The 16,538-nt window shown below is 46.1% G+C and carries 21 protein-coding genes; 3 read left to right on the forward strand and 18 right to left on the reverse strand.

All coding sequences use genetic code 11. The features are described 5' to 3' along the window. Nucleotides 1-87: 87 nt before the first annotated feature. The 6 genes from pbpB to OWN49_RS01730 form a co-directional block, all read right to left on the reverse strand. Complete coding sequence (gene pbpB, locus OWN49_RS01705; RefSeq protein ID WP_077722175.1) at nt 88-2,232, reverse strand: penicillin-binding protein 2B; 2,145 nt, start codon at nt 2,230-2,232, stop codon at nt 88-90. 6 nt (nt 2,233-2,238) lie between these two features. Further along, nucleotides 2,239-2,592 (reverse strand): cell division protein FtsL, encoded by a 354-nt coding sequence (gene ftsL / locus OWN49_RS01710; RefSeq protein ID WP_003154442.1) that lies wholly within the window; start codon nt 2,590-2,592, stop codon nt 2,239-2,241. Nucleotides 2,593-2,631: 39 nt separating this feature from the next. After that, nucleotides 2,632-3,567, reverse strand: a complete 936-nt coding sequence (gene rsmH, locus OWN49_RS01715; RefSeq protein WP_007409704.1) for a 16S rRNA (cytosine(1402)-N(4))-methyltransferase RsmH — start codon at nt 3,565-3,567, stop codon at nt 2,632-2,634. Nucleotides 3,568-3,636: 69 nt separating this feature from the next. Continuing rightward, on the reverse strand, nt 3,637-4,068 hold the full coding sequence (gene mraZ / locus OWN49_RS01720) for a division/cell wall cluster transcriptional repressor MraZ (RefSeq protein ID WP_013352164.1): 432 nt from the start codon (nt 4,066-4,068) through the stop codon (nt 3,637-3,639). A 125-nt stretch (nt 4,069-4,193) separates the two neighbouring features. Beyond that, nucleotides 4,194-5,813 carry a bacillithiol biosynthesis cysteine-adding enzyme BshC gene (gene bshC, locus OWN49_RS01725; RefSeq protein WP_077722174.1) on the reverse strand — a complete coding sequence of 540 codons (1,620 nt, stop codon included), beginning with the start codon at nt 5,811-5,813 and terminating at the stop codon, nt 4,194-4,196. 86 nt (nt 5,814-5,899) lie between these two features. Continuing rightward, the gene (locus tag OWN49_RS01730; RefSeq protein ID WP_229154045.1) at nt 5,900-6,781 is read right to left on the reverse strand and encodes a 2-dehydropantoate 2-reductase; all 882 of its coding nucleotides are present in this window, start codon (nt 6,779-6,781) and stop codon (nt 5,900-5,902) included. Nucleotides 6,782-6,943: 162 nt separating this feature from the next. Between OWN49_RS01730 and OWN49_RS01735 the strand changes: the two genes are divergently transcribed. After that, on the forward strand, nt 6,944-7,426 hold the full coding sequence (locus tag OWN49_RS01735) for an N-acetyltransferase (protein ID WP_015388272.1): 483 nt from the start codon (nt 6,944-6,946) through the stop codon (nt 7,424-7,426). A gap of 40 nt (nt 7,427-7,466) precedes the next feature. Here the strand turns inward: OWN49_RS01735 and gerR are convergent, their stop codons facing one another. From gerR to OWN49_RS01750, 3 genes are all read right to left on the reverse strand, one after another. Next, nucleotides 7,467-8,042 (reverse strand): sporulation-specific transcriptional regulator GerR, encoded by a 576-nt coding sequence (gerR, locus tag OWN49_RS01740; RefSeq protein WP_003154450.1) that lies wholly within the window; start codon nt 8,040-8,042, stop codon nt 7,467-7,469. Nucleotides 8,043-8,201: 159 nt separating this feature from the next. Further along, the gene (gene rpmF / locus OWN49_RS01745) at nt 8,202-8,381 is read right to left on the reverse strand and encodes a 50S ribosomal protein L32 (protein ID WP_003154457.1); all 180 of its coding nucleotides are present in this window, start codon (nt 8,379-8,381) and stop codon (nt 8,202-8,204) included. Nucleotides 8,382-8,402: 21 nt separating this feature from the next. Next, on the reverse strand, nt 8,403-8,921 hold the full coding sequence (locus OWN49_RS01750; RefSeq protein WP_003154459.1) for a YceD family protein: 519 nt from the start codon (nt 8,919-8,921) through the stop codon (nt 8,403-8,405). 208 nt (nt 8,922-9,129) lie between these two features. Between OWN49_RS01750 and OWN49_RS01755 the strand changes: the two genes are divergently transcribed. Beyond that, on the forward strand, nt 9,130-10,377 hold the full coding sequence (locus tag OWN49_RS01755) for a nucleotidyltransferase (RefSeq protein WP_176283311.1): 1,248 nt from the start codon (nt 9,130-9,132) through the stop codon (nt 10,375-10,377). A gap of 18 nt (nt 10,378-10,395) precedes the next feature. Here the strand turns inward: OWN49_RS01755 and OWN49_RS01760 are convergent, their stop codons facing one another. Beyond that, on the reverse strand, nt 10,396-11,418 hold the full coding sequence (locus tag OWN49_RS01760; protein ID WP_003154464.1) for a SepM family pheromone-processing serine protease: 1,023 nt from the start codon (nt 11,416-11,418) through the stop codon (nt 10,396-10,398). A gap of 5 nt (nt 11,419-11,423) precedes the next feature. After that, entirely contained in the window at nt 11,424-12,203 is a 780-nt protein-coding gene (locus OWN49_RS01765; RefSeq protein ID WP_015388274.1) for a patatin family protein, read from the reverse strand. A 179-nt stretch (nt 12,204-12,382) separates the two neighbouring features. Between OWN49_RS01765 and ylbJ the strand changes: the two genes are divergently transcribed. After that, nucleotides 12,383-13,609, forward strand: a complete 1,227-nt coding sequence (gene ylbJ / locus OWN49_RS01770; RefSeq protein ID WP_003154466.1) for a sporulation integral membrane protein YlbJ — start codon at nt 12,383-12,385, stop codon at nt 13,607-13,609. 18 nt (nt 13,610-13,627) lie between these two features. Here ylbJ and coaD read toward each other — a convergent pair whose 3' ends face one another. The 7 genes from coaD to OWN49_RS01805 form a co-directional block, all read right to left on the reverse strand. Next, nucleotides 13,628-14,110, reverse strand: coding sequence for a pantetheine-phosphate adenylyltransferase (coaD, locus tag OWN49_RS01775; protein ID WP_003154467.1), 483 nt, complete (start codon nt 14,108-14,110; stop codon nt 13,628-13,630). A gap of 4 nt (nt 14,111-14,114) precedes the next feature. Next, nucleotides 14,115-14,669, reverse strand: a complete 555-nt coding sequence (rsmD, locus tag OWN49_RS01780; protein WP_077722171.1) for a 16S rRNA (guanine(966)-N(2))-methyltransferase RsmD — start codon at nt 14,667-14,669, stop codon at nt 14,115-14,117. Beyond that, nucleotides 14,669-14,878, reverse strand: a complete 210-nt coding sequence (locus OWN49_RS01785) for a hypothetical protein (RefSeq protein ID WP_015388275.1) — start codon at nt 14,876-14,878, stop codon at nt 14,669-14,671. Before OWN49_RS01785 ends, rsmD begins: the two co-directional genes overlap by 1 nt. 90 nt (nt 14,879-14,968) lie before the next feature. Beyond that, a complete protein-coding gene (locus tag OWN49_RS01790; protein WP_003154470.1) occupies nt 14,969-15,241 on the reverse strand; it encodes a YlbG family protein in 273 nt (90 codons plus the stop codon). 58 nt (nt 15,242-15,299) lie between these two features. Further along, nucleotides 15,300-15,749 (reverse strand): YlbF family regulator, encoded by a 450-nt coding sequence (locus OWN49_RS01795; RefSeq protein ID WP_003154472.1) that lies wholly within the window; start codon nt 15,747-15,749, stop codon nt 15,300-15,302. A gap of 70 nt (nt 15,750-15,819) precedes the next feature. Then, a complete protein-coding gene (locus OWN49_RS01800; protein WP_003154475.1) occupies nt 15,820-16,059 on the reverse strand; it encodes a YlbE-like family protein in 240 nt (79 codons plus the stop codon). 15 nt (nt 16,060-16,074) lie between these two features. Continuing rightward, the gene (locus tag OWN49_RS01805; protein ID WP_071391875.1) at nt 16,075-16,485 is read right to left on the reverse strand and encodes a YlbD family protein; all 411 of its coding nucleotides are present in this window, start codon (nt 16,483-16,485) and stop codon (nt 16,075-16,077) included. Nucleotides 16,486-16,538 lie beyond the last annotated feature (53 nt).

The raw sequence follows: 16,538 nt of genomic DNA on the forward strand, positions 1-16,538 counted from the left end.
TGTTTCAATTTATGCCTCAGCTTGGACACATAGAACGGCCGCGCATAAAAAAGAAGCCCGCGGGCATCCGCGGACTTCTCTGTCCCGTTAATCAGGATTTTTAAATTTCACCTTAATCACGGTATTTTCTTTCAGTTCTTTGCCTTTTTTCACACTTTGGCTTGAAGCGTAACCTTCACCGCTCACATCGATGTGAATGCCTGATACTTTGCTGAATTGAAGCACTTCCCGTCTCGACCATCCGGACATATCCGGCATCGTCATCTTTCCGTCTGTTTTCAAGAAGATTTTCTGATTGGTGATCACATCTTCTCCGGCTGTCGGATACTGCTCTTTTACGGCAACATCGCTGCCGATGACAATCGGTGTGAGGTGTTCATTTTTCGCTTCCTTCTCAGCGCCCGTGACCGTTTTATCTGTCAGGTCAGGCATCTTTTGGCTTTTCGTTTCTTCCTGACCGGAATCTGTTTTTTCCGTCGGTTCGATATTCATGTAGTGGAGGCTGTTTTTCATCGTCGGGTTAAAGATTTCCGCGACAGGATCAGAGCTGCTTTGACCCGCTTTTAACTGCGGCTGCTGCACGGCTACATAGATGACGAGCTTAGGATCATTTTTCGGCGCCATGCCCATGAATGAAAACACATAGTTGCTCGTTCCCCTTAAATATCCGCCCGTCCCGGCGATTTGTGCGGTTCCCGTTTTACCCGCGACGTCAAAACCTTCAATTTTATAAGGTTTCCCCGTTCCGATGTCTGATGTCACGACTTCTCCGAGCAGGTTCCGGACTTTTTTCGCCGTATCGGCTGAAATCGGCGTGCCTACTTGCTCTGGTTTTGTCTGCTTGACGACTTTTTTCGTATCGGGGTCGACAATATGATCAATGACGTAAGGTTTCATCATTTTGCCGTTATTAGCAATCGCCGTGACGGCCTGAAGCTGCTGGATCGGTGTTATCGCCGATGCTTGGCCGTAAGCCGTAGACGCTTTGTCAAAATCATATTTGTAGTTAATTTTACTTGATACTTCACCGGGCAGATCAATCCCTGTTTTTTGATAGAGCCCGAATTTGTGCAGGTACTCATTAAACCGGTCAAACCCCAGTTTTTCGTTGGCCAGTTTGGCGAAAGCAACATTCGATGACCTCATGAGGCCGTCATGGAAGCTTGTCATACCCCATCCGGCGCCATCGTTCCAATCTTTAACAGGTTTGCCTCCCACTTTATATGTTCCTGATTTATATTTCTCGTTTGCGGAAAACACATTTTCCTGAATCGCCGCGGCAAGCGTAAAGATCTTCATCGTTGAACCCGGTTCATACGCGTACGACACTAAGTCGTTGTAATAATTGGTGACGTTTCTGATATTCGGGTCAAAACTCGGACGCTGCCCCATCGCAAGCACTTTGCCTGTTTTCGGTTCTACGACAGCCGCCATAATTTTTTTCGGTTTATATTTTTCCGCTACTTTCGTCATGCTGTCTTCTAGAAAGGTTTGAATTTTCTGATCAATGGTTAAATATACATTGTCACCGTTTTTAGGTGCGGTGATTTTTTCCTTGCTGTTCGGAAGTTTCCAGCCGGATTTATCACTTTCGTAAGTGACGGACCCGTCACGTTCCGTCAGATAGTTATTCAGTATTTTTTCAAGCCCTAAAGAGCCTTGTATCTCGTTTGTTTTTTCATTCACATCGGCATAGCCGAGAACATTTGACAAAAATATGCCGTTCGGATAGTAGCGCTTCGTATCTCTTAAGAAAGAAATACCCGGAAGATCCATTTTTTCGATCTTCTGTTTTTTCGCATAAGAGATATCGCGGCCGGCCGAACCGAATTCCACCTGCTTCGCGCCATTCCTGTTTAAGATGTCCAGAATCTCGCTTTTATCAAGATTGATAACGGTCGCCAGTTTTTCCGCCGTTTTCTCTTTGTCTTTGACATGCTGAGGATGCTTCTTGTCGGTCGTCATCTTTTTATCAAGCACGGCAATGAGCTTATATGTCGCCGTGTCCTCTGCAAGCACTTTGCCGTTTCGGTCAAGAATAGAGCCGCGGCTCGCTTCTATCGTCCGCTTTTTTTCGTGCTGCTCGGTCGCTTTTGTTGCAAGTTCTACACCGTTTGCTTTACCGGTTAATTGAATGTACGCCATTCTCCCGAGAATGACAAAGAAAAAGAGAGCGAAACAAATACTGAGTATCGCTGCTCCTCTGTTCATAAACTTATTTTTTTTCGGCATGGGTTATCATTCCTGTATGTTTTTCACTTTTTTATCTTTCAGATTCAAACCGTGCTTTTTAGCGATATCCATCAGGCGCTGCGGCTGGCTTAAGTCAGCCGCCGTCTTTTCGAGATCACCGATCTGCTTATTCTTCTCAGATACTTTCTCCTCTAGTTTTTGCACCTCAATATTGGATTGGTACGCTGCGTATGCCTTTGATACGATAAACATTGATGTGGAGAGAACGGCAATGGCAAACAGGACGAGCAGCACCTTTTCCCCGAGTGTAATGGAAGCCCTCTTTTTGACAATCACCTTTTTTTCGGGACTTATCACTGGCCGTTGTTGTTTTTCCTGCTGGTAAGCTAAGTTGCTCATAGGCTGATGACCTCCTTTAATGTTGTCATTTGCTGCCCGTTATTTTCGTTTCTCCGCAATGCGGAGCTTCGCTGACCGGGCGCGGTTATTTTCTTCAAGCTCCTCTTTTGATGCCGTAATGGGCTTTCTCGTAATCAGTTTTAATTCCGGTTCAAATTCTTCCGGTATCACGGGAAGACCCGGAGGCAGTTCGGGAAGTGATGATTTTTCCTTGAATGTCGTCTTGCACATTCTGTCTTCCAGCGAGTGAAAAGTGATCACAGACACCCTTCCGCCCGGCTTCAGCACCTCTATCGCTTGCAAGAGGGCCTCTTCAAATACTTGAAGCTCGTCGTTTACGGCGATTCGAATGGCTTGGAATACACGTTTGGCCGGATGACCTCCGCTTCTTCTTGCCGGAGCCGGTATCGCGTCCTTTATTAGATCGACCAGTTGGCCGGTTGTTTGAATAGGCGATTTTTCTCTTGCCTCTTCAATTTTCCGGGCGATCTGCTTGCTGAATTTTTCTTCTCCGTATTTAAAGAAAATCCTCACAAGGTCCTCATACCGCCATTCATTTACGACTTCTTTCGCCGTAAGGGCGGCCGACTGGTCCATCCTCATGTCCAGCGGTGCGTCATGATGATAACTGAATCCCCGTTCCGGTGTATCAAGCTGCGGAGAGGATACTCCTAAATCAAATAAAATTCCGTCGACACTCGTAATGCCGTGTTCATGTAAACACTCTTTTAAATAACGAAAGTTGCTTTTTACCAGAATGAGCTGTCCTTTGTATTCGGACAATGTTTTCTTTGCGTTTTCAAGTGCCGTGTCATCTTGGTCAAAGGCGATCAAGCGTCCTTTTTCCGATAATTGCTGCAATAAATATGTACTGTGCCCGGCGCCGCCAAGGGTGCAGTCCACATAGGTTCCGTCCGGTTTGATATTTAAACCGTCGACGGTTTCACGAAGAAGTACTGTCTTATGCTGAAACATTTGTGTCGGTCCCACCTTTATCAGGAATGAATTGAATTGTCAGTTGTTGTTGTGATGCACGAAGATCCATTATATATCAAATCCAATCATGTTTTCAGCAATTTCAGCGAATGAATCTTCTTGCTCTTCTGTGTATTGTTCCCATATTACCTTACTCCACAATTCAATTCGATTGGAAACCCCGATGACAACACATTCTTTTTCCAGTTTTGCGTAATTCAGAAGAGATGACGCAATATTAACCCTTCCCTGCTTGTCCAGTTCGCATTCGGTCGCACCGGAAAAAAAGAATCGGGTAAATGCGCGGGCGTCTTTTTTGGTGAGCGGCAGAGCCTTCAGCTTTTCTTCAATCAGCTTCCATTCATTCATCGGATAGCCGAAAAGGCATTGGTCAAGTCCTCTTGTCAGCACAAACTGCTCACCGAGGCCTTCTCTGAATTTTGCGGGTACGATCATGCGGCCCTTTGCATCAATTGTATGCTGGTATTCACCCATAAACATGATAAGGACCCCCACTTTCTCCCCTAAACTCACCACTATCCGCCACTTCTCTCCACAACCTCATTTTACACTGTTTACACATAAAAAAAAACCCTGAACTATTCAGGGTTCTTTAAAACTTTATTTCAAAGTTTGACAATCTGATGTTGGTTTTGAAAAGAAAATGGCAGATGTTTGAAGGTTGTGAAGAATTTTGGACCGTAACGGTTCAAATAATACATCACATTCCAAATCCGTTCCTGCGGAGCGCCGAGCGGTCTGATGCTGTTTTGGATTCTTTCATAGTCACGCAGCACAAAACCTTCTTTTTCTTCAATTCTTTTCGTTACCGTCCGTTCTAAAAACAAGAGCTGATCCTGAATGAAGGCGGCATTCTTCTGTAAGAGCGGCTCAAGGCTTGAATCGACCTTCAGCGCTTCGTTCCTTGCACGTTTATGGACGGCTTCAATCTGTGACTTCGCCTGTTCCATTACAGAAGAAAACTCTTCCGGAATCTGCTCTTCAAAATAAGTGTCTTTCAGGTGTCCGGTGCCGTGTTCGATCGCTTCCTGAAGCGGGATATTCCGTTCTGAAAGCTTCTTTTCAATATGGCGCTCAAGAATCGTAATGTTCAGTCTCGGCACTACCGGAGTCATGCGAAAGCCCATTAATGAGAAAGCCTGCTTCAGCTCACCCCAATAATTGATCTCCCCCGGTCCCGCGATAAACGCCAGAGTCGGGATGAGAAACTCCTGCATAAGCGGCCTTGTCACAACGTTATTGCTGAAACATTCCGGTTTTTCTTCCATATGGGTATGAAGCTCGTCGTTCGTCCACTTCAGGTCAAGCTCCTTAATGACAAAAACGCCGTTTTCTTTTTCAATTAAGAAACGCTCTCCCTCGTGTTCGTAAAACAGATTAGCCTGATCTTTGTCCGATTCAATAATCGGGTGATAACCGGCTTCCCGCATAAGACGCTGCTGGTCTGACACAGCTTTGGCAAGCTCGTGATTGTGTTTTAAAATCTGCTGAAACATACCCGTTTCCAGCTTTTTAATCCCCGGATCTCCCGAATTCATCAGAATAAGGCCTTCTTCTTGAAACAAGTCGGCGATCAACAGCTCAAAAAAGTCCGTGAATGTCTCTGATGAGCGTAAACATCGCTTCACGTTTTGAAGGAGTGTGTTTGTGTGATCCGTTTCCTCAAAAGCAGCGAACACTTCATCAATCCAAGCCGCGCATTTTTCCTGATCAAGCTCGGTTTTAGCCGCCGATGTTTTTTTCCAGTACGACTGCGGCAGTTTCCGCTTCACCGGACCTTTATTCTCTGTTGACGTATGCACATAATTAATTTCTTCCAGATCGTGATCTTCACCGGCCACCCAGAAGATCGGAGCGACAGGAATCTGCAGCGCCTCTTCCTGCTGTCTGGCAAGTACGATAATGGAGATAATTTTATGTATGGTGTAAAGAGGCCCTGTTAAAAGACCGGCCTGCTGGCCGCCTACAACCGCTGCGCTTTTTGGATCTCTCAGTTTTTCGATGGAGGCCTGCATGGCGTCGGAATGAAATTTTTCGTGATAGGAGGATAAATAATCCGCTAATTCCTCTCTGGCAAACGGCCGCGAAGAGAGGTCATGAAGCCGCTTTTGCCATACGTCCTCTGAATGAATATCATAATCAAAAAATGAAGACATGTTTTCTCCATCTATATAGTGCTGCACAAACTTATTTTGACTTTTGATGGAAAGTTCAGTTAGCTGCATCTGTCTGGAACTTCCTTTCTCCAATAAATAGTTAGGTTTCCGAAATGAGTATAGCATGTTACCGGAAAACCTCAAAAGACTTTGTTTCAATTTCTTTCTAACGCTTTTATGCTGCGGTGTAAAAACGTGAGATGAACGGCCGGCAATCCGCGGCTTTCCGCTTCTTTTACAAGATAGCCGATAATCGCATCGGCCTCTGTCCGCCTGCCTGCCATGATATCGACGAGCATGGAAGAATGATTTTTTTCCGTCAGTCTGCAAACTTCGCAAACCTTGTTCCACGCTTTTTCTCTATCGGCGAGGCCAAGTATTGTCTCCGCTTCTTCAAACACGTTTCTCATATATTTTTTGTAAGCGTCATTTCTTAACAGCTCTCCGTTTTTCACACGCAGCAATGCAGTTAACGGGTTGATGCATACATTGATGATCAGTTTTCCCGTTAACAGCCGATACCAGTCGTTTTCATCATATACGGGAAAATCCCGGTGCATGCCGGAAAAGATGCTTTTGAGCGTTTCCGGCCGGGATGCGCTGAATACACTCCATCTTACGGCTCCCGCTCCCGTATGTTCAACGGCATGATCCGATATCTTTTTTGCTCCGTGCTCAACAGTGCCGGCATAAAGCGAATGATCCGTATGCCAATCTTTAATGTCGTGTATGTGTCCCATGCCGTTTTGCAAAAACAGCACATTCGTCCCTTTTACCGTCTCAAGATCCCGCAGCACAGCACTGAGCTGGTGCTGTTTAACGGCTGAGATTAAGAGGTCGAATCCGGAAGTGATGCCTGTTTGCGCTCTGCATGCCGCCGTACATTCTATTCCGTCTTTCAAAAGCCGTATACCGCCTGAGTTAATCGCATCAGCCTGCTCCGTCCGCCGCGTAATGACCGTTACCTGATGGCGGGACGATAAGTAGTAAGCACATAAAAGACCTACCGCTCCGCCGCCGATAATTCCGATTTTCACACTGTCACACCCTATATCTGCATTTTTCCATATTATCATAGCAGAAGCCGCCGCAAATTACTTCAATTTCGTTTTGAGCAAAAAGACAGGCAAGCATATTATAGTTGGAATTTTCAATTAAAGCGTTTACAATAATGGTAGAACACAACAAAGGGGGAGTTTGTGTTGAAAATAGAGCGCCTGCTCATCAACTTTAAGACACTCGAAGAATTTAAAAGGTTTAAGGAATACGGGATGCAGGAGCTGTCGATGCTTGAAGATCTTCAGGATAATATCATTGAAAATGACAGCACCTCGCCTTTTTACGGGATTTACTTCGGGGATAAACTAGTGGCGAGAATGAGTTTATATCAGGTAAACGGAGGCGCGAATCCGTATTTTGATCAGCGTCAGGACTTTTTGGAACTGTGGAAGCTTGAGGTTCTTCCGGGCTATCAAAACAACGGATACGGAAAAGCGCTTGTTGATTTTGCAAAATCTTTCAGAATGCCGATCAGGACAAATTCACGCATGAAATCAGCAGAATTCTGGGATAAGATGAATTTTGAGCCCGTTAAATATGATATGGCGCGTGATAAAGGAGAAAATCCTTACATCTGGCATCCCGATATGGACGGTGAAATGACATCCGGAGAAACGGCATAATAAAAAACCGGCCGGGCCGCCGCCCTCAGGCCGGTTCATTTTACAGGCTCTGCGCCGATTTCCTGTCGTCTTCTTTTGAATTGACCATCCTTCTCGCTCTGTCCATAATGTCAATTAACGCTTTATAATCTTCTTCCGTCATCTCCAGCTTGTTTCTCAAGCTTTCATTTTCCTCACGCAGATCCTCGACTTCTTTTTGCAGCGCGGTCAGCTGTTCTGTGAGTTTTTCTTTTTCATGACGAACATCCGCTGCGGCCGGCGACTCTTTAAATTGCTGAAGAAACAAAATGACATCATCAATGGACAGCTCTTTTTCTCCTTCCGCCCTGCGGATCGGAGGCTGTTTGACGGTTCCCGGCAGATTGGCGGAATGCACCCCGATCTGCTTTCTTAATTCCTTCCGCTGTTTTTTCGCCAGTTCTATCCCTGACTGATATTGTTTTCTGACATAAGAATTCCATCTGAACCCGCAGGCGGCAGCCGTTCTCGTCAGCGCTCTGCCGACTTCTTCAAAAGCGGAAAGCTGGGTCCCGCCTTCCCGAATATGCCTGAGCACCACTTCGGCCAGCAGCAAATCTTCATCTTGCGTCCAAGCGTCTTGTCTCGTTATCGTCAATCGTATCTCCCTCCATATTTGCTCATTTACCTCATACATATGCCGCTGATAGATTAGATAGACTACTGGCGCTCACAATTTTTTCGGCGGAAGCAGGCCGGAGGGGCAAAAAAAAAAGAAAAGCGCAGGAACCGAGATTCCCGCGCTTTTCTTCATACATTAATTGCTTTTAACATTTATGTCTTTGCCGTTGTATGATCCGCATGCTTTACATACACGGTGAGACAATTTCATCTCTCCGCATGACGGGCATTCTGTCATACCAGGTACATTTAGTTTGAAATGTGTACGGCGCAATCTTTTTTTCATTTTAGAAGTTCTTCTAAAAGGTACAGCCATTATTCCCACCTCCTTAAAGAGTTAAGATTCATCATCTTGTGTTAAGAGCTTTTTCAGATCCGCAAGTCTGGGGTCGATTTGATTTTTCTTGTCTTCCTCAGAAATCACTTGCCAATCCTTCCCCACTTGGGGAGCGGCTCCTTCTTTTTGTTCAGTTTCACAAAAGACTTGCATAGGAATTTCTAAAAGAATCTCTTCTTTTACGATCGGAGTTAAGTCAACGATATCGTCTTCAGCAATATGAACGTCCTCATCTTCTATATCATCCGACTTATGAAATCTAAACAGTTCTTTTGTCGCGATTGTAAATGGATACGGCACATCAACTAAAGTTCTTGAGCACGGCAAAACCATTTCGCCTGAAATCGTAAAGTCAAACGAAACTTGCTTGGATTCAATCTCCGCGCGGCCCTTCACCCGGACGGGAGAAATGCGGCGGATGTCAGAATTCAATTTTGTCAGCTCATTTAACTCAACTGTTTCATCAAATTCAAAGCTCTTTTTCGCCATTTGATGAAGCTGATAAATCGTCCATTTCATTTGTATCACCTCAGGAAAGCAACAAACATGATTATAGCTTTTCAGAATGTTTTTGTCAATATTTTTTCTTTACAGCATAATGCCGCCGTCATGCAATCGTTGACAGCCGGATAGGCTATGCATACACTAAACGAAGCGGACTAAAATATGCACTTCATTTGCAAATGTACCACACGAAGCAAAACATAGCAAGAAAGGCGGGACAAATATGAAAGCAGTCGGCCTGGTTGTTGAATATAATCCCTTTCATAACGGACACCGCTATCATGCGGAACAAGCAAAAATCAAAACGGACAGCAGCGTCGCGGCGGCGGTGATGAGCGGCCCTTTTTTGCAGCGCGGGGAACCGGCCGCCGTCTCAAAGTGGGCCCGGACAAAAATGGCGCTGGAAAACGGCGTAGATATCGTCATTGAGCTCCCTTATATATATGCCGTACAAAAAGCGGAATTATTCGCGCGCGGCAGCGTTTCGCTTCTTCATCATTTAGGATGCAGCAGCTTGTTTTTCGGCAGCGAAAACGGGCGGATCGAACCCTTTATTGAAGCGTCTGAAGCGTTCAGCCGAAAGGAAGATGACTGCAACCTGATTCTGAAAGAGGAGCTGAAAAAGGGTCTCAGCTATCCGGCCGCCGCCTCAAAAGCTTTTTCACACATATTCAAAGGGCGGGACATGCTCGATTTGTCCAAGCCGAACAATATTCTCGGTTTTCACTACGTTAGAGCGATACACGCCTTCGGTTCCGCTATGAAGCCTTATACGACAGCCAGAATCGCTTCCCAGTATCATGACGACGAGCTTCCCGGAGATAACAGCCGGATAGCCAGCGCAACAAGCATCCGGAAAGCGCTGATAGAAAAAGGAACGGCGGCCGCAAGGAGCTTTCTCCCGGAAGCGTCTGCGCGTGAGCTGGAGGCATACAGAAATGCATACGGGATATGGCACAGCACGGAAGACTATTTTTCATATGTAAAATACAGCCTCAGCACTCTGTCCGCTGAAGAATTGAGCCGAATCTACGAAGTGGAAGAAGGCCTTGAGCACAGAATTTTGCGCACCATCAGACAAGCCCGATCCTATCGCGAAATGATGGAACGATTGAAAACAAAACGATACACGTGGACGAGGCTGCAGCGGATGAACACGCACATTCTGACACGGACGAAAAAGGAAGACATGCATCGGCTTTTACAGCCTTCAAGCGCTCCTTATATCCGTCTTCTCGGAATGACGAAAAAAGGACAGGGGTACCTGTCGGCAAAGAAAAAAGAGCTTACCGCACCTCTCGTCAGCAAGCTCTCTTCTTTCTCTCATCCCGCTCTGGATCTGGACATACTGGCGGGACGGGTTTACAGCCTGCCGATAAAAGAACCTGAACGCACATTGTTTGAGAAACAGGAATTTTCACAAGCGCCGATCCGCTATGATGAAGACGAAAAGCGTTTTTTGAATGCGTAAAAAAAGCACCTGCCTGTATCAGGTGCTTTTTACTTTCAGCTGATCCAAATAGTCAAGTGCGTCCTGCATGGTGTCGACAGGGACGATCTTCATATCGGACTTGATTGCTTTCGCCGTTTTTACCGCATTTTTGTAATCAGAATTTTCAGCTCCGTTTTGATTCGGCGCAAAGAAAATATCTTTTCCCGCTTTGTCTGCGGCGACGACTTTCTGATCGATTCCGCCGATCGGTCCGACCTTGCCGTCCACGTCGATTGTCCCCGTTCCGGCTATATTATAGCCTTTTGTTTCGTCAGGTTTTGTCAGCTGGTTGTAAATTTCTAAAGACATCATGAGCCCCGCAGAAGGCCCGCCGATGTTTTCAATGCTGAAATGGAGATCCGGCTTCACTTTCACGTTCCGGTCCGTATATAACGCGACGCCGATTCCCGCTCTTTTCGGGTCGTCCGGGAATGATTTCAGCACAATGTCAACGGTCTTTTCTTTCGTGTCCCGTTCAATGTGAAACGTTACTTTTTCCCCCGCTTTTTTGCTGCTGATATAATCAATCAGCTTTTCAGCGGATTCGTATGTTTTCCCGTCCGCGCTGATGATTTTATCACCGACCTCTATTTTTCCTTTTGCCGGCATGTCAGAGACGACTGAGCTGGCGAAAATCCCGTTAAATGAATATTTCACCTGTTTCCCGGCTTTTTGATAAGCGGCAATGACCGCGTTTTCTTGGGAGCTTTTCATCATTTGCAGCTGGCGCTTCATATAATCCGAGTCCGATTCGCCCTCTTCTTTTATGCTTTCATCAGGGACGATTTCATCGTAAGGATGCACTTTCGCCCAAAGATATGTATACGGATTGGCGGGGCCTACTTTGACAGTCATCAAGGAAAGGCTTCCTTTTTCAGGATAGCCTCCGTCCACCTTAATCAGCGGTCTCAGCTCTGATGCTTCTCCCGGCTGTGTAATGTAATACGGAAGCTTAATAAATGTAACAGCAATTAATAAGATCAGGATGATAAACACCCAGCGAAAATGTTTTGCTTTCATATGAGTTAGCCCTCCCAGTTCTCTATTTCTTGTTTAATCCGGCCGATCATCCGGTCTGCGGCTTCTTCGCCCGCTGTGATCATATGATCAATGTTGGCAAAAGAACTTGAGCTGAATGATTCAAGAGAAGGGCGGATCATGACGTCTGCGGCAATGGTCTGGTGACGGACCAATTCATTTTGCAGTATATCCATACTTTGCATGATTACATCAAAAATATGTGCCGCTTTTTCCGTTTTTTTCACTCGGGATACGTCAGAGGCGATGACGATATCAGCACCCATGTCTTTTACGGCGGAAACCGGGATTCTGTCAACCACCGCGCCGTCGACTAACATACGTCCGTTCATTTTTTGCGGGACGAAAACGCCCGGTATGCTGATGCTCGCGCGGACGGCTTCGGACACTGAACCTTTCGTAAAAACGAGTTTTTCGCCGGTCTGAAGGTCGCAGGCCACGATGCCGAGCGGGATCCGCAGTTCTTCTATCGGCTTGCCGTACGTATAGGCATGAACAAGCTGCCTGATGCGGTCTCCTTTTAAAAATCCGAGCCTCGGCATCGTATAATCCGCGTACACCCGCCGCTTAAATGCTTTGGCGACTTTTTTCATCGTAGCCACGTCATGCCCGGCCGCATAAAAGCTTCCGACTAATGCTCCCATACTGCTGCCGGCAATCATATCAATTGGAATCTGATGCTTATGTAAACTGGATAACACTCCGAGATGAGCGATGCCTCTTGCCCCTCCCGAACCTAACGCTAACCCGATTGTAGGTTTGGCCAACGCGACGAACCCCCTAATAGACATCCTATACATGAATTCTATGGTCTAAATTGAACCCCTATGCTCGTATATTAGTACAGGATGACAAATAGGTACTTGCCCGGCCGCCTTTAAGGTCTGTTCTATATTTTATCATGATATAAATGTCAGTGTGCAATTTTAGCATCGGGGAGGTAAGAATGAATTTGTCTAAGTTTCATACATTTTTGATTTCATTGTTTTTCATTTTTTTGACAGCGACGGTTATTTCACACCCTCAGGCCTCATTCGAAGCCTCCAAAACCGGTCTTTCCATGTGGTGGGAGGTCGTTTTTCCTTCATTGCTTCCGTTTTTTATTCTATCTGAGCTTTTAATCGGATTCGGCATTGTCAAATTTGTCGGCCTTTTACTCGAACCCTTTATGCGTCCCATTTTCAGAGTGCCGGGGGTCGGCGGATTTGTACTGGCTATGGGCATGGCTTCAGGCAATCCGGCCGGCGCGAAGCTGACTGCACGGCTGCGCCAGGATAAACAAATCTCCAGAGTAGAGGCTGAACGCCTCGTCTCTTTTACCAATTCATCCAATCCGTTATTTATATTCGCTGCCGTGGCGGTCGGCTTTTTTCATAACGCGTCTCTCGGCATTCTGCTGGCATCGGCTCACTATCTCGGAAACATCGCCGTCGGCCTGACGATGCGTTCATACGGACGGAAAGAAGAAGCGGCGTATACCGGTAAAAAGACGATCGCTCTCCCTTCTCTGAAGGAAGCATTTCTGGCCCTCCACAAGGCGCGGCTTTCGGAAAAGCGGCCGCTCGGAAAAATTTTGGGCGACGCCGTCACCTCTTCTGTACAAACCTTGCTGATGGTGGGCGGTTTTATTATATTGTTTTCGGTTTTCAGCCGGTTATTATCAATCGTACAAGTCATGGATGTGCTTTCTGTATTTACAAACGCGCTGCTTTCACTTTTTCATCTTCCGGCAAATCTGGACATCCCTCTTATCAGCGGAATGTTTGAAATTACACTTGGGAGCAAGCTGGTCAGTGAAGCTGATGCCGCCTTGCTGCCGAAAGCCATGATTGTGAGTTTTATTCTCGGGTTCAGCGGCCTTTCCGTACAGGCCCAGGTAGCCGGCATTTTATCGGAAACAGATATCCGCTTTAAACCGTTTTTCGCGGCGCGTATCCTTCAGGGCATTTATGCCGCACTCTTTATTCTCTTACTGTGGAAGCCGCTTTACCTTGCATTGGACGAACCTTACCAGTCCGTATTCCTCCCTTTCCGCGATCAGGACGCGGGATCAGCTGCCGTCAGCGGATGGAATACACTTGTTGAAACCGGGCCCGCCATCACGCTGACAGCTCTCGCCGTATACGCATTGATTTATTGTTACAGGCTGTCAGCACGGACAAAAAAAGGATGAGACGCCGATCAGCGCTTCTCATCCTTTAAATTTCTGCTTCAGCGCCTGTTCAACTTCCGGAGGAACAAACTCTGAAACAGGCCCGTTATATTTTGCGACTTCTTTTACGATGCTTGAACTTAAAAAAGAGTACTGATTGTTCGTCATCATAAAAAAAGTTTCTATTGATTCGTCAAGCACGCGGTTGACGGAAGTCCCCTGCATCTCATATTCGAAGTCAGAAACGGCTCTGAGCCCTCTGATAATCGCTTTCGCCCGCTTTTTTTTCGCATAGTCGATTAACAGTCCCTGTGACGTCTCGACCGTAATATTCGGAATGTCTTTTGTCACTTCTCTTAACAGCTCACAGCGTTCCTCGACTGTAAACAGCGGCTGCTTAGAAGAATTATTGAGCACGCATACGTACACATGCTCAAACACGTTTGCCCCCCGTCTGATAATATCCAGATGTCCGTAGGTGACGGGATCAAAACTTCCGGGACATACAGCTATACTTGCCACATCATTACCCCCTATTTCGGTATATCGTCACTCCTGTAAGCCCGTAGATTTCCCTTCTTGTTACAGAAAGCGCGCCGACGGCTTCCGGAAGCGCAACGGCTTTATCATGCTCGGCTACGACAAAACCGTCTTCATTCAGCATGTTCTGCTCATCAATCATTTCGATAAGCGCTTTCAGCTTTTGTTCCTTATACGGAGGATCTAAGAAAATTCCGTCAAAACCTTTTTCCCGTTTCGCCGCGGCATAGAGGGCCCGCTCTGCATCATTGCGGTATACTTCCGCTGAAGCCAGCAGATCGAGCGCTTTGATATTTGCTTTTACCGTTTGGATGGCTTTGAAATCACGGTCCACAAAGATACAGCGGTCAAATCCGCGCGACAGCGCTTCAATCCCGAGACCGCCGCTCCCCGCAAACAAATCCAGCCCCGTTCCTCCGTCAAAATACGGGCCGATCATATTAAAAATAGACTCTTTTACTTTATCCGTCGTCGGCCTTGTTGATGTGCCCGGCACCGCCTTTAAGGCTCGTCCTTTTCTTGAACCGGAAATCACTCTCATTATTCACACCACTTTTTCTGAAAACTTTGATGTTTCTCATCGGCTGAGCCGTTATGTATAAAAACAATCCCTATCTTATCATAAAGCATTCTTTCAAACAATGAACGTGAAAAACGTGTATACATATTCACATTCCTGTCAAGACTACGTGTAACAGCATCAATGAATGATGTTGTTGCCAACCGCGGAGAAGACTTACGTTTCCCCATAAGTTCTTCCTCCGGTTTCTCCTCTCCCTTTTCCTTCTCCTTAACTTGTTAAGGAATAGAAGGACCCCGCAGGTATCTGCGGGGATTTTTTTATATGCCGACTTTATAATCGTACTCTTTCGCTTTATCAAGCTTTGATTCAAATTCCAGCTTTAAAAAAGGTTTATAAGAAGGCTCTACCTTCTTCACATAAGAATAAGAAGAAATCTTTTCCATTGTTTTTTCGATCAGGTCCATATCGCAATACAGCACAACGTATTTCAGCCGCTTGGAAACATAATGAACGTTGCCGAATTTTCTCAGCATTTTGCTGTGTTTTAAGGAATGCAGATATACGATTATGCCTTGGCGCTTATTTTCCATCATGATCACCCGCCTGACTTTCTGTTCATTTTATGTAAAAGACGAGACGGCCGTCTCGTCAGGAAACTTTGCATCCGCAGCCGCCGCCGGAACCGCAGCCGCCGCCGCAGGATGACAGGCCGTCAAAATAAGGATTCCCCGTCGGCACTTTTACATGCTCCGAGACGGCCGTTCCGAGTTCAATGCTGATCTCGTCAAGCAGCGACTGAAGCTCAGTCTCCGCTTTTTTAAATTCGGCCACCTTATCGTTTAAATCGAGCTCCCGCTTCATTTCTCTCATTTTGCGGGAAATCTCTCTATAATCAGGATGGTATTTGCCGAAGCGCTGCACATCCTCATACTGCTCTTTAACGCTCATAAAAGAACGAATGATCCGCCCTGCCTCTTCATCTTCACGGAGACGCTTGTAACAATCGCGGTAATTTTCAGCCGTCTCAGACTGCAGAATCATGCCGGCAAGCTGCTCCGCTTCACTTTGAAGCTTGACGGACTCAATTGTTGCATACATAAATACGCACCTCCAGTTGCTAGTTTACCATGAAACCACCCAATTGGAAAATGCGGCGTTTAAACGCTTTTTAATCCTGCGAACGCATGGCGTGTACCATCTGCATCATCATCTGCGCCATTTGAATCCCGTTTGAGAATTGACTTACCCGATGCGGTATCGTCTTTTCATAAAAATTCATCATGTCAAGCTGAAAAGAATTGAGATCGTCCGGTTTTCTCGCAAGTCTGCGGTACCAGACGGGACGCTGCCGTATAAACCGTTTCCGTTCCTCATCTGCGGATATGAATTCCTGAACCTCTTTTCGCATACACGATCCCCTTCTTTAATCCTTTCTGAATGAAAAAGGATGTTGTCCGGAGCCTTGCCGGGGCTGCTTCGTGCTGCTCCCCGAAAATTGGCTTAAAAGGCTTTGCAATGATGAAATGGACTGGCTCATTTTATTGATCTGCTCATTCATTTGGTTGATATCCATCTTTTTGACGGCAGTGACCATTTTTGAAACGAAATCGTTCTTTTCAGCTGGTTCCTGTTTGGTTTCCGCGTCGGAAGAAGGCTGAACGGCCTCGTCTTTAAAAGGGTCCCACATCGGATCATCCTCGCCCAGAAGAACCCAGTTTTCATAGACTTCCTGCCAGCTTCTTTGTTCCTTGCGAACATTTTGGATCAGTTTGGGATGCTTTTTTACGAATTGTTTAAAATCATCGATTGATTGCCGTGATTGCTGATTCGCCACAATTCTCACCCCCTCCGAAAAGTTTTGCCTGCTATAATGTATCGGTTCATGCG

The organism is Bacillus sp. NEAU-242-2 (genome assembly GCF_027853835.1).
Lineage (GTDB): Bacteria > Bacillota > Bacilli > Bacillales > Bacillaceae > Bacillus > Bacillus velezensis.